At 40.6% G+C, this 13,851-nt stretch carries 10 protein-coding genes and 1 pseudogene; 9 read left to right on the forward strand and 2 right to left on the reverse strand.

Going from position 1 to position 13,851, the window contains the following annotated elements; translation table 11 throughout:
- Nucleotides 1-416: 416 nt before the first annotated feature.
- Nucleotides 417-1,805 carry a prephenate-dependent tRNA uridine(34) hydroxylase TrhP gene (gene yegQ / locus BM380_RS05785; RefSeq protein ID WP_090493477.1) on the reverse strand — a complete coding sequence of 463 codons (1,389 nt, stop codon included), beginning with the start codon at nucleotides 1,803-1,805 and terminating at the stop codon, nucleotides 417-419.
- Between the two features lie 155 nt (nucleotides 1,806-1,960).
- Nucleotides 1,961-3,286, reverse strand: a complete 1,326-nt coding sequence (locus BM380_RS05790; RefSeq protein ID WP_090493479.1) for a methyl-accepting chemotaxis protein — start codon at nucleotides 3,284-3,286, stop codon at nucleotides 1,961-1,963.
- 270 nt (nucleotides 3,287-3,556) lie between these two features.
- On the opposite strand from BM380_RS05790, the gene ndk reads away from it, so the two are divergent.
- The 9 genes and pseudogenes from ndk (at nucleotide 3,557) to der (ending at nucleotide 13,583) form a co-directional block, all read left to right on the forward strand.
- The gene (gene ndk / locus BM380_RS05795) at nucleotides 3,557-3,988 is read left to right on the forward strand and encodes a nucleoside-diphosphate kinase (protein ID WP_008111339.1); all 432 of its coding nucleotides are present in this window, start codon (nucleotides 3,557-3,559) and stop codon (nucleotides 3,986-3,988) included.
- A 183-nt stretch (nucleotides 3,989-4,171) separates the two neighbouring features.
- Nucleotides 4,172-5,302, forward strand: coding sequence for a dual-specificity RNA methyltransferase RlmN (locus BM380_RS05800; protein WP_010389431.1), 1,131 nt, complete (start codon nucleotides 4,172-4,174; stop codon nucleotides 5,300-5,302).
- Nucleotides 5,303-5,412: 110 nt separating this feature from the next.
- Nucleotides 5,413-6,312: pseudogene (gene pilW, locus BM380_RS05805) on the forward strand (type IV pilus biogenesis/stability protein PilW); the annotation flags it as partial.
- A 392-nt stretch (nucleotides 6,313-6,704) separates the two neighbouring features.
- A complete protein-coding gene (locus BM380_RS05810; RefSeq protein WP_013462931.1) occupies nucleotides 6,705-7,574 on the forward strand; it encodes a RodZ domain-containing protein in 870 nt (289 codons plus the stop codon).
- 5 nt (nucleotides 7,575-7,579) lie between these two features.
- Nucleotides 7,580-8,698, forward strand: a complete 1,119-nt coding sequence (ispG, locus tag BM380_RS05815; protein WP_013462930.1) for a flavodoxin-dependent (E)-4-hydroxy-3-methylbut-2-enyl-diphosphate synthase — start codon at nucleotides 7,580-7,582, stop codon at nucleotides 8,696-8,698.
- Nucleotides 8,699-8,884: 186 nt separating this feature from the next.
- On the forward strand, nucleotides 8,885-10,165 hold the full coding sequence (gene hisS / locus BM380_RS05820) for a histidine--tRNA ligase (protein ID WP_090493481.1): 1,281 nt from the start codon (nucleotides 8,885-8,887) through the stop codon (nucleotides 10,163-10,165).
- Nucleotides 10,166-10,210: 45 nt separating this feature from the next.
- Nucleotides 10,211-10,831 carry a YfgM family protein gene (locus BM380_RS05825; protein ID WP_090493483.1) on the forward strand — a complete coding sequence of 207 codons (621 nt, stop codon included), beginning with the start codon at nucleotides 10,211-10,213 and terminating at the stop codon, nucleotides 10,829-10,831.
- A 10-nt stretch (nucleotides 10,832-10,841) separates the two neighbouring features.
- A complete protein-coding gene (bamB, locus tag BM380_RS05830) occupies nucleotides 10,842-12,020 on the forward strand; it encodes an outer membrane protein assembly factor BamB (protein WP_028834271.1) in 1,179 nt (392 codons plus the stop codon).
- 93 nt (nucleotides 12,021-12,113) lie between these two features.
- Nucleotides 12,114-13,583, forward strand: a complete 1,470-nt coding sequence (gene der / locus BM380_RS05835; RefSeq protein WP_010389444.1) for a ribosome biogenesis GTPase Der — start codon at nucleotides 12,114-12,116, stop codon at nucleotides 13,581-13,583.
- Nucleotides 13,584-13,851: the final 268 nt, after the last annotated feature.

Here is a 13,851-nt window from a genome sequence, read left to right on the forward strand (position 1 = left end):
ATTTCTAATTGACATTTCTAATTGACATTTCTAATTGACATTTCTAATGTCTATTTCAATGACCCTAGCAAACATGACTTCAAACTACGTTTAATTCATTTAGCTGATCAGATTGAGTTACGTTATCTACCAGTACTCTTACTTACTTGGAATCTTATTTAAGCGTTATTAGATTTAAATAATATCGATTCAAAAATTATGGTAGTTTGTGTTTTTAATTTTTTAGTTAATACAATTTGCCTTTTAAGGCTGTTTTTAAGATACTAACTAAGTGCTAACGAGTTACGTAAAATCGTAGCACAAGCTATAGCACGACAAAGTAACAACCTGTTTTTAAAGACTTTAATTGAAAACCTTATAACTATCACAGTTAATGCATTTGCTGTTTATAAGTAAAGCCATGATTAAACTCTCTATTATGAAACAGCTTGTTTGAAAGGATTGCGGGTGTCTTGGTTTTCATCCAAGTTGCGCATAAGTATCGCGTGCTCTAAATCAATGTTGTCAGGCAGTGGGATTTTTACGATATGGCCTGAGCCTTTAGCATCAGTAATGCTTTCGCCCTTTTTATTTTCCATACATTCAAGCACAAAGCTAATATTACCCTTTGGCGTCATTAATTCTAATGAATGGCCAACGCAAAATTTATTTTTTACATCTATTTCAACCAAACCATTAGCATTACGTTCTAATACTTCACCTACAAATTGCTGCTTGGTAGATACAGAGTGACCGTATTCGTAATTTTGATAATCTTGATGAGCGTGGCGTTTTAAAAAACCTTCGGTATAACCGCGGTGTGCAAGGTTCTCAAGAGTTTTAAATAAATCAGCATCGAATGGTTTACCTGCAACCGCATCGTCAATCGCTTTACGGTATACTTGTGCGGTACGGGCAACATAATAAAATGACTTAGTACGCCCTTCTATTTTTAGGCTATGCACCCCCATTTTTGTTAGCTGCTCTACGTATTGCACGGCGCGTAAGTCTTTTGAGTTCATGATATAAGTGCCGTGCTCGTCTTCAAATGCAGGCATATATTCACCCGGGCGACCTTGCTCTTCTAGCATAAATACATCGTTACTTGGTGCGCCTTCACCTAACGTAGGTATAACCGTTTTAGGGTCAATTTTATGTACCATTTCACCGGTTTCGTTTTCTGTACCAGGTTTAACATCATACTCCCAACGACATGCATTGGTGCAGGTGCCTTGGTTGGGATCGCGTTTATTAATATAGCCTGAGAGTAAACAACGCCCTGAATAAGCCATACACAGTGCGCCATGCACAAATACTTCTAATTCTGTTTCTGGGCACAGAGCACGAATTTCGCTGATTTCTTCAAGCGATAGCTCGCGAGACAAAATTACCCGCTCAATACCTTGTTTTGCCCAAAACTGTACGCTTGCGTAGTTCACTGCATTGGCTTGTACTGAAAGGTGAATAGGCATATCAGGCCATTTTTCACGTACTAGCATAATTAACCCAGGATCTGACATGATCAATGCATCCGGTTTCATAGCAATCACCGGCTCTATATCACGTAAATACGACTTAACTTTTGCGTTATGCGGGGCAATATTCGACACTACATAAAACTTTTTATTCAGCGCATGTGCTTCGTTAATCCCTATTTGTAATGTATCTAAATCAAATTCGTTATTGCGCACTCTTAAACTGTAACGCGGTTGGCCGGCATAAACCGCGTCGGCACCATAGGCAAAGGCATAACGCATGTTTTTTAAGCTGCCTGCGGGGCAAAGTAATTCAGGTACAAATAAGGTTGAAGAAGAAACAGCTGACATGTGCGCTCCATACATCGAACCGGGTTCAAGCCGGTTGCATGAATAATTAAGGGAAATAAAGCGCGCAAGTATAATGAGATGGCAAAAGAGAAACCTTGATCAAGATCATCAAAATTTCTCTTCTGCTCTAATAAATGAAGAGCTGTAAATTTAAGTTATTTTTTACTGCTTAATTGGTTCGAGAATTGACTAACGGCATCAACAACTTGTTGCGCGCCTTTTTTAATATCACTCATTACATCACCAGATTCTTTGGAGAGCGCTAGGCCTTGTTGCGCTTTATTTTTACCTTGCTCAATTACTGCAACGGTTGATTGAGTTAAATTTTGGTTTTGCTGTACAACATCCACTATTTCTTCGGTAGCTTTACTGGTTCTGGAGGCAAGTAAACGCACTTCATCAGCCACCACCGCGAATCCACGGCCTTGCTCGCCGGCACGCGCGGCCTCAATAGCCGCGTTAAGTGCCAATAAATTAGTTTGATCAGCAATACTGCTAATGCTCTGCACTATGCTCGCAATGAGTTGCGACTGTTTATCTAATGCTGAAATTTCTTGAGCTGCTTGCTCCATTTGTACCGACAATTCGTTCATAACCTGAACTGTTTTTTGTACCACTTCAGCACCTTTATCAGCGTTATTATCAGTTTCGATAGAAGTGCCATGCGCAATACTCGCCGCTTGCTCTGTAGCCAGTTCTCTTTCTACTTGGTCAGTGATCACTGTGGCAAATTTAACTACTTTATAGAGCTCATTTGCTTCATTAAAAATCGGATTATATGAAGCCTCTAACCAAACTACATGGCCGTGTTTATCAATACGTTTAAATCTGCTCGCAATAAACTCACCATTACGCAAACGTTGCCAGAAGGCCTGATACTCTTTACTACTCGCTTCTTGTTCGTCACAAAACATACCATGATGCTTGCCCACCACGTCTTGTCTTGAATAACTCATACTTTTTAAAAAGTTGTCATTAACACGTAGAACTATACCCTGAGTATCAAACTCAATAACCGCTGTTGAACGATGCAATGCTTTGATTAAATCTTCGTTCTCTCTTGAACTCTCAATTATTTGTGTAAGCACAGTGCAATGCAGGGTTAAATACTCTAACTGACCTTGCTCGTTTTTTATAGGATGTAAAATGCAGCGTAACCAATCTCGTTGTCCGTTTGAGTGGGATACTTGGATAGCGCCGGCAAAATGTTCTGCTTTACTTAGCGCTTTTTTAAAGACATGAAAGTCCGCGTTATTTCTAGCATTTTCAGGTATGAAGTCTAAAATGTTTTTATTAATTATTTTGTTATTTGAGTAGTTAAACTCTCGCTCAAAATTTTTATTTTGTCTTAAAATAGCACCTTGCTTATCAAGCTCTAACACCAGCATTTCACTGTCTAAGCTTTGCTTAACCTGCTCCCTTACAGAAAGCTTACTTTGTAAATCAGCGATTTGATTTTTTAAAGATTGGTTAAAAAACATATTGTTACCTTAGTGTTTAAATGTATCGGCATGCATATTGAGTCTATAAAAAGTGTACTATGAATAAAAAGTCTCACCACTTAAACAAAAGTATAGCTCATGTTTATAAACACATAGTAAACGTAAAAACATTGTTTTTAGTTCATAAATCGGGGTTAGCAAATTAAAAAAAGCAAGCAAGGTAGAATAAATTAGGTTTTTTTGACTAAAACGCGTATAATTCGCGCCCGTTAATATTCAACCTTTTATTTAAATTATTGGAGCACAAAGATGGCTTTAGAGCGTACTTTTTCAATCGTAAAACCTGATGCAGTTGCTAAAAACCACATCGGCGCAATCTACAACCGTTTCGAAACTGCAGGTCTTAAAATCGTTGCAGCTAAAATGGTTCACCTTTCACAAGAGAAAGCTGAAGGTTTCTACGCTGAGCACAGCGAGCGTCCTTTCTTTGGTGCTTTAGTATCTTTCATGACTTCTGGCCCAGTAATGGTTACCGTTCTTGAAGGCGAAAACGCTGTTCTTAAAAACCGTGAAATCATGGGTGCTACTAACCCAGCTGAAGCACTAGCGGGTACTTTACGTGCAGACTACGCTGATAGCATCGACGAAAATGCGGTTCACGGTTCTGACGCTGTTGAATCTGCTGCTCGCGAAATCGCGTACTTCTTCGCTGACGAAGAACTTTGCCCACGTACTCGTTAATTCGAGTTCACAGCTAACCCTGTGATGCAAAGTATGAAAAGGGCTTTCGAGCCCTTTTTTAGTCATTACGTAAAGTATTAACCGTTTATTTATGATGTTTTACTTAATGATTATAGTGGATGAATTGTGTACAATTCGCCCTTGTAAATTTTTACCATCACCGCCACCGATTGAGGTTGTTACATGACCGAGCAAAAAAAGATTAACTTATTAGATTTAAACCGAGATGCAATGCGAGAGTTGTTTGTATCATTCGGTGAAAAGCCATTTCGTGGCGATCAGGTGATGAAATGGATTTATCATTTTGGCGTAGATAATTTCGACGAAATGAGCAACGTAAACAAAAAGCTAAAAGAAAAGCTTAAAAATGAGTGTGAAATCGTTGCACCTGAAATTTCAGTTCGCCAGCAAGCCAGCGACGGTACTATTAAATATGCATTAGTACTAGAAGGCGGCCAAGAAGTTGAAGCCGTATGGATCCCAGAAAAAGATCGCGCCACGTTATGTGTATCATCTCAAGTGGGCTGTGCCCTGGAATGTACTTTTTGCTCAACGGCACAACAAGGCTTTAACCGTAACTTAAAAGTATCTGAAATTATCGGCCAAGTATGGCGTGTAGCCAAAGACATTGGCCTTGATGGAAACAGTGAAAAACGCCCTGTCACTAACGTCGTTATGATGGGAATGGGCGAGCCGCTACTGAATGTTAAAAACGTCGTACCAGCGATGGAGCTGATGATGGACGACTGGGGCTTTGGTTTATCTAAGCGCCGCGTTACATTAAGTACCTCGGGTGTAGTACCTGCCCTTGATTTATTAAAAGAAAAAATAGACGTAGCACTGGCTATTTCACTTCACGCTCCTGATAACGCACTGCGTGATATTTTAGTACCGATCAATAAAAAGTACCCAATTGAAGAATTTTTAGCGGCCTGTCGTCGTTATATTGATGGCTCAAAAGCCAATAAAGATGTCACCATTGAATACGTTATGCTTAATGGCGTAAACGACAGTACCGACCAAGCACATGAACTGGTTAAAACGCTAAAAGGTACGCCATCTAAGGTAAACCTTATTCCGTTTAACCCGTTCCCAGGTAATGAGTATACGCGTTCAAGCAACAGCCGAATTGACCGTTTTTCAAAGGTATTACAAGCTGCGGGGATTACCTGTATTGTTCGTCGTACACGAGGGGACGACATTGACGCTGCCTGTGGTCAGTTAGCTGGCGATGTGGTTGATAGAACAAAACGTATGGCTAAAAAGAAAATGCGTGATGACAATGCAATTGCAGTAAATATTCACCAAGCCTAACTAAGTAACTCTGTGCCTTTGTGATAAATTGTTTATTTTTAAATAAATGATGCAACACAAAGGCTTTGAGGTAAGATAGAGGCTATGGAAATAAATAAAGAGACAAGGTAATGCGATCTTTACTTGCTTTAGCACTATCAACACTACTTTTAAGCGGTTGTGTGACTGAAAATAGTTACAACGGCAGTGACAAACCCGTCGTCGAAAATAAAATAAACAACGCAGGCGCAGCACGTACCCGCATTGCTTTGGCATTACAATATTTAAACACCGGTAATAATTCCCAAGCAAAATACAACCTTGAGCGTGCGAGCGAATATGCACCAAATCTTCCCGAAGTTCATTATTCTTTAGCCTATTACTACCAACAAGTTGGCGAAAATGCATTAGCCGACAAAGCCTATCAAAAAGCGTTGGCGATTAAGCCTGACGATCCGAACACCCTAAATAACTACGGTACGTTTTTATGTAGTATTGATGAGTATGATCGCGCGACCGATCAATTTTTAAAAGCGATTGAAATTCCTAGCTATATTCGTGTAGCACAAAGCTATGAAAATTTAGCCTTATGCGCCATTGAATTTAATGACTTTACCAATGCAGAAAGCTACTTTCAACAAGCGCTAAACCACAGCTCGCAACGCGCCTCTACATTAATAAGCTTAGCGGCTTTGTATTACGCCAAAAGTGACTTATATAAAGCCAGTACTTTAATAAAACGTTATGACGATACTGCACAGGTTTCTTCGCGAGCATTGTTACTCAGCTACTTGGTTAAACAACGCATGGGTAGAATAGAAGATGCTGAAAAAATTGCAGCTACCATTTTGCAAACGTACCCAAATAGTGTTCAAGCTAACGCCATTCGTGACAACCAATTAAGGCAAACAGAGTTTGAAGTGCTGCGAGAAAAGTACCGTCAAGCACAACTTGATGAATTGCAAGAAAGCAGTAATAACAATCAAATTATTGTGGAGCCAAAAATAAAAATTATTCGTAAAAAAAGCCCAACATCTGCTGTAAACTCTGATGATTCAGTAAAGTAAGCTGCATAAAATACAACAGAGACACAAATACCTTTTTAAATTAGTATAAATAAGAGTAAAAACGAGTGTATCGGTTGATATCGCTCGTTTTACTGTAAACCAATTTAGCATTTCAGTGTGATTCAATGCTAAACTGCTATATGTTAGGTGCATTAAAGGGCTTTAAAAATAAAAACAGCAAAAATTTTAAAAGGGCGATACTAACGTTTTTATAAAACCGCAGCTGATGATACCCTTTAAAAGCGTGCATTCTAGTAGCAAGAATAAACGAACACTAAAAAATAAAAACAAAGTCTTACTCTGGTTATTAAGCCAAAACATTAACTTTTACTCGTGGATCCAGACTCATACATATTATGAATGAAGATAATACACAACCGCAGAGCGACGAACCCTCTGTAGGACAAATACTAAAATCGCATAGAGAAAATGCAAATATCAGCATTGCTGAAATCGCCTCGCTATTAAAGCTAACAGAATCACAAGTTGAGCATATTGAAAGCGACGAGTATCATTTACTCGGTGCAAAAACGTTCGTTAAAGGCTATATAAAAAACTACTGCCGCACACTAAACATTGATAGCACAGCTATTTTAGCGATGCTGCCGGCTTTTAGCACATCAGATAAACCGGTCGATATGCAAAGCTTTTCAAGGCGCACAGAAAAAGAAGCCCATGACAGCCGACTTATGACCGTAAGTTACTTAATTTTAGCTATCGTTATTGGTTCTTCTGCAGTGTGGTGGTGGCAAAATGCAATGCCTATTGATGAACAAACTAAAACTATTAACGCTAATAACTCGCTCATAACTCAACAACAAGAAAACACCAAGCTGTTAGCTGAAGCCGCCGACGAGGCACTATTAAATGACATTGAATCTACAGAAGAAGTAGATTCTGCATTACAAAATGAACAACAAACAATTCAAGCTGCGCCAGTTAATAATGCACAGAGCACCAGTGAGCCAAAAAACAGTGATTTAAGCACCATTTTTATGATGTTTAACGATGAGAGCTGGGTAGAAATTCACGATGCCAATGATGAAAAAATTGCTTTTGGTGTAAAAAAAGCAGGCTACGAAATGACCCTAACCGGAGTAGCGCCTTTTTCAGTGGTATTAGGCAAGCATGATGTTGTTCGTATTACCCTAAATGGTGAGCCAGTTGATATTTCGGCCTTTCCTAAAAACCGTTTAGCTAAATTTAAATTACCCTTAGCAGAGTAGTCGCTATGTTTTCAGAATCTCCTATAAAACGCAGAAAATCCACACGCATAAATGTGGGTAATGTTCCTATTGGTGATGGTGCACCTATTGCCGTGCAGTCGATGACCAACACAGATACGATGGACGTTGATGCCACTGTAGCCCAAATTCAAGCTATTCAAGATGCCGGTGCAGATATTGTTCGCGTGTCAGTACCGACCATGGATGCCGCTGAGGCATTTAAAAGTATTAAAGAGCAAGTGTCGATACCCCTTGTCGCCGATATCCACTTTGACTATCGCATTGCATTAAAAGTAGCAAAATACGGTGTTGATTGTTTGCGTATCAACCCAGGTAACATTGGCAGTGAAGAGCGCATTAGAGCGGTAGTTGATTCAGCGCGTGAGCATAACATTCCTATTCGAATAGGGGTAAATGGCGGCTCACTTGAGCGCGATTTACAAGAGAAATACGGCGAACCCACTCCAGAAGCCCTATTAGAATCGGCTATGCGCCACGTAGATATATTACGCCGTTTAGACTTTGATCAATTTAAAATTTCAGTAAAAGCATCAGACGTATTTTTAGCGGTAGGCGCGTATCGCTTGCTCGCTAAAGAAATAGACCAGCCACTGCATTTAGGAATAACTGAAGCTGGCGGCATGCGCTCTGGCTCTGTTAAATCGGCCGTTGGTTTAGGGATGTTATTAGCAGAAGGCATTGGTGATACGCTGCGCGTATCTCTCGCTGCAGACCCAGTACAAGAAATAAAAGTTGGCTTTGATATATTAAAATCACTGCGTATTCGCTCGCGCGGGATTAACTTTATTGCTTGCCCAAGCTGTTCACGCCAAGAGTTTGATGTTGTGAGCACCATGAACCAACTTGAAGAACGTTTAGAAGACATTATTGAACCGGTTTCAGTGTCTGTAATTGGCTGTGTTGTCAACGGCCCAGGCGAAGCGCTAGTCAGTGATATTGGCCTTGCCGGTGCAAACCGTCGCTCAGGCTTATACATAAATGGCGAACGCCAAAAAGCCCGTATTGATAACAATAATATTGTTGATCAGCTCGAAGGCTATGTGCGCGATTTTATCGAGCAAAAGCAGCAACAAACACCAATCGATATAAAAATCGTAGAGTGATTTAAACGCCAGCAATATGCATTCAATTGACTTTTTTAGTAGCGGCATTCACAGCGCAGTACAAATTACATACACACCGCTATACTCGCAATTACCTTGTAGTTAGGGTTATAATGCGCGGTCGATTTTTTTAGTTTTACGTGGTTGCAGTCTAAGACTGCACATAAACAGATTTAGGATTTATCAGTGGCAAAACAAATTCAGGCAGTTCGCGGTATGAACGATTGCCTGCCAGGCGATACGCAAGTTTGGCAGAAAGTAGAGCACATTTTACGCGAGACCGTATCATCGTTTGGTTATCAAGAAATTCGTTTTCCAATTGTAGAATCAACCGACCTATTTAAACGCTCTATTGGTGAAGTAACCGATATTGTAGAAAAAGAAATGTACACCTTTGCCGATCGTAACGGTGATAATTTAACTCTGCGCCCTGAGGGTACCGCGGTGTGTGTACGTGCAGGTAACGAAAATGGCCTGTTATACAATCAAGAACAACGCCTTTGGTACATGGGCCCTATGTTTCGCCATGAACGCCCACAAAAAGGTCGTTACCGTCAATTTCACCAATTTGGTTTAGAAACCTTTGGTATTGCCAGCGCCGATATAGACGCTGAAGTTATATTACTCACGGCGCAACTTTGGGAAGCATTTGGCATAAGCGATCATGTACGCTTAGAGCTTAACTCATTAGGCTCAAATGAAGCTCGCGCGCAGTACCGTGATGCCTTAATTGCCTTCTTAGAACAACATACCGATGTACTAGATGAAGACTCTAAGCGTCGTATGTACTCTAACCCGCTGCGCGTTTTGGATACTAAAAACCCAGATATACAGGCAATATTAGTGGATGCGCCAAAATTATCTGAACATTTAGATACTGAATCAAAAGAACATTTTGAAAATTTATGTGAACGATTAGATGCCGCAGGCGTCAAATACACGGTTAATGAAAAGCTAGTTCGTGGCTTAGATTATTACAACCGTACTGTATTTGAATGGGTAACCGATAGCTTAGGTGCACAGGGTACAGTATGTGCCGGTGGTCGTTATGATGGCTTAGTTGAGCAATTAGGCGGTAAATCAACCCCAGCAGTTGGTTTTGCGATGGGATTAGAGCGCCTAGTTTTATTGCTTCAAGCACTTGAATGTGTAGGTGACATACGCCGTAGTACTGATGTATATTTATCAGCCATGGGCGACAAAGCCAGCATTCAAGCGCCTATTATTGCATCTACGTTACGTCGTGACGTACCTGGATTACGCGTTATGGTGCATGCTGGCGGTGGTAACTTTAAAAAACAATTAAAACGTGCTGATAAAAGCGATGCATTAGTCGCGGTTATTATCGGTGAAGATGAATTAGAGCAAGGCGTTGTGACCATAAAGTATTTACGTGAGCGTAAAGAACAAGTCACATTAGAACTAGAACAAGCTAAAGAGCTACTTGCAGAACTAATTAATAGTTAAAATTACATAAAGCGCAGCGAGTAAAGCGCTTTAATAGAGGTAAGCATGGAAATTTATTCAACTGAAGAACAACAAGCAGAAGCGATTAAACGCTTTTTTCGTGAAAACGGCGTTTCACTTGCACTAGTTATAACTGTAGGTTTAGGTGGTTTATATGGCTGGAAAGCCTATGATCAAAACCAAATAACAACAGCAGAGCAAGCATCTGATGCCTACACTAAGCTTGTTGAAAGTGATGACGTATTAGCTTCTGCTGATGCCTTCATCAGTGAAAATAAAGACACTCAATACGCAACTTTAGCGGCATTTGTTGCTGCAAAAGAAGCGGTAGATGCACAAAAATTAGATGTAGCTAATGAAAAGCTAAGCTGGATTGTATCAAATGTCGATAACGCGCAGTTAAAAGCCATTGCCACTACGCGTTTAGCGCGTGTGCAAATTGCTCAACAACAATACGATGATGCATTAACTACGTTAAATTCGCCGTTGCCAGAGGCATTTAATGCAAATGTTGCTGAGTTAAAAGGCGATATTTACACTCAGCAAGGCAATAAAGAACAAGCACGCGTAGCCTACCAAGCTGCGGTTGATGCCGGTGGATTAACCAGCAATCCTCTATTACAAATTAAGTTAGATGACCTAGCAGTAACTAGCCCAGCGGCATAAGGTTTTAGGCATGAGAAAAATAACAACAGCAACGCTCGCCCTTTGTATGGCAACACTTATGGGCTGTTCATCAAGTGATGATGAAGAAGAACTGGTACTTCCTGAAATAGCCAATCAGTTTGAAACAGAAGTTGTTTGGCAAGAATCAATAGGTAGCGGTGTAGAGCATTACTTCTCACGCCTATCACCAGCTGTTTATAAAGATACTGTCTATGTAGCGAGTCGCGAAGGCCAAGTAGAAGCGTTATCACTTGCCAATGGTGATACGCTTTGGGAAACCGATGTTCGTCATGATTTATCGTTTTGGCCTTGGAGCGATAACGATAGTGCAAAATTATCAGGCGGAATATTACAAGCTTATGGTAAAATCTATTTAGGTTCAGAACATGGCTATGTCATTGCCCTTGATCGTGAGACAGGTAAAGAGGTATGGCGTAAAAAAGTGCCAGGCGAATCACTGTCTAAACCTGCTGCAGGCGATGGTTTAGTGTTTGTTAATTTAGCATCAGGTAAGTTACTGGCCCTGCATCCTGATACGGGTGAAGAGCGCTGGAGCTTTGAGCAAGAAGTGCCAGCACTTACCTTACGCGGTCAAAGTTCACCAACCGTCGCTAATGGTGGTGTGTTGGTTGGCCTTGAAACAGGTAAGCTCAGTGTTTTAATTTCTGAGAGCGGCTACTCAGCGTGGAGCGCAGAAATTGCAGTAGCAAAAGGCGCATCAGAGTTTGAGCGTTTAGTTGATGTTGATACACAACCACTTATTAGTGGCCCATTTGCTTATGCTATTGCATACAATGGGAACTTATCAGCAGTTGATATTCGTTCTGGTAATGTTGTATGGAAACGTGAATACAGCAGCTACCGTGAAATTGCCATGGATTTGCAAACAATTTACGTTGTTGATAGTAACGGCGTTGTTTATGCACTTGATAAAGATTCAGGCATTGAGCGTTGGAGCCAACCCGCTCTTCGTGGCTGGTACTTAACAGGCCCAGCGGTTGCCGGTAATTATTTAGCGTTAGGTGACCAAGAAGGCAATTTGCATTGGTTAAATAAAGACACTGGCGAGCTAGTATCTCGTGAAGACTTTGACAGCTCAGGTTTTTTTGTTGAGCCTGTTGTTGCTGACGATAAGTTGATTTTATACACCCGTGATGGTGAAGTTAGCGCGGTAAAAATACCGAACTAACTGTCTACTATTAGTGTAAGGCACTAATAGTTAATTATTTTTTGTAAGGCTTCGCACTGCGAAGCCTTTTGTTGTTTTTTAAAGAGGTAGTTTATGCTTCCCGTGATCGCTCTTGTAGGGCGACCCAATGTGGGCAAATCCACATTATTTAACCGTTTAACACGTACTCGTGATGCACTCGTTGCCGACTTTCCTGGCTTAACGCGTGATAGAAAATATGGCCAAGCAAATTACGATGGCTTTGAATTTATCGTGGTAGATACGGGCGGTATTGATGGCTCAGAAGAAGGTATCGAAACCGAAATGGCTGATCAGTCATTACTAGCCATTGAAGAAGCGGATATTGTTTTATTTTTAGTTGATGCTCGCGTAGGTATGACAGTGGCTGACCAAGCTATTGCTAACCACTTACGTAAGCAAGAGAAAAAGTGCTTTGTGGTAGCCAATAAAACAGACGGCATTGATGCTGACTCGAACTGTGCTGAGTTTTATCAACTTTCACTCGGTGAAGTTCATCATATTGCAGCCGCTCATGGTCGTGGTATTACTTTACTGCTTGAGCAAACACTTCAGCCAGTTATTGCTGAACTTGCCGCACTTGATGAAGATGTAGCCGATGACGATGAAGAACTTATCGACTTATATCAAGAAGGTGAAGAAGATGACACAGATCACCAAGCGTTTGCCGACAAGCCGGTAAAGCTGGCTATTATTGGTCGTCCTAACGTTGGTAAGTCAACCCTTACTAACCGTATACTGGGTGAAGATCGCGTTATTGTATACGATATGCCAGGTACAACGCGCGACTCTATCTATATTCCGATGACCCGTAATGATAAAGAATATATTCTTATCGATACAGCCGGTGTGCGTAAACGCAAAAAAGTAAGTGACGTGGTTGAGAAGTTCTCAGTCATTAAAACACTACAAGCAATCGAAGATTGTAACGTGGTGCTATTAGTGGTTGATGCCCGCGATGGTATTTCAGATCAAGATTTAAGCTTATTAGGCTTTGCCCTTAACTCAGGGCGCTCATTGGTAATTGCCGTGAACAAGTGGGATGGCCTAGACAACTACGTTAAAGATCGTATTAAAACTGAGCTTGATCGTCGTTTGGGCTTTATTGATTTTGCCCGCTTGCACTTTATCTCTGCGCTACATGGTACGGGTGTTGGTCATTTATTTGAATCAGTTGACGAAGCGTATGAGTCGGCAACTAAACGAATTAGCACCGCTATGTTACGTCGTATTATGGATATGGCACAAGCGGATCACCAGCCGCCACTTGTTCGCGGTCGTCGTGTTAAGCTTAAATATGCGCATGCTGGGGGTTATAATCCGCCGCGTATCGTCATTCATGGTAACCAAGTTCATGATTTACCTGATAGCTACAAACGCTACCTAATGAACTACTACCGTAAAGCACTTAAAATTATGGGAACGCCAATCAAAATTGAATTTAGAGAGGGCGATAATCCATTTGCAGGGCGTACTAATAAAGTAACCTTGTCGCAAAAACGTAAAATTCGCGCGTTTAGTAAAGAAAACCGCAATAAAAGCTAGATGCTAGATGCTAGATGCTAGATGCTAGATGCTAGATGCTAGATGCTAGATGCTAGGTCAAAATTAAATAGCGTACAATAAAAGTACGCTATTTTTTTATCTAAAATAAAGTAATAGTACTCGTAAAAGGGTTATTTGACGTCAAAGTGCAAAGCGTATGGTTGCCCCACATACCCTTGGTAAGCTGTCTATGTACTGTTTAAATCATTATTCTTAAAAAATTATTTCTCCATTGTTTATATAAATAAAATAAGTAAGGAGAGCAATT

Source organism: Pseudoalteromonas sp. DSM 26666 (assembly GCF_900116475.1).
Taxonomy (GTDB): Bacteria; Pseudomonadota; Gammaproteobacteria; order Enterobacterales; family Alteromonadaceae; genus Pseudoalteromonas; species Pseudoalteromonas tetraodonis.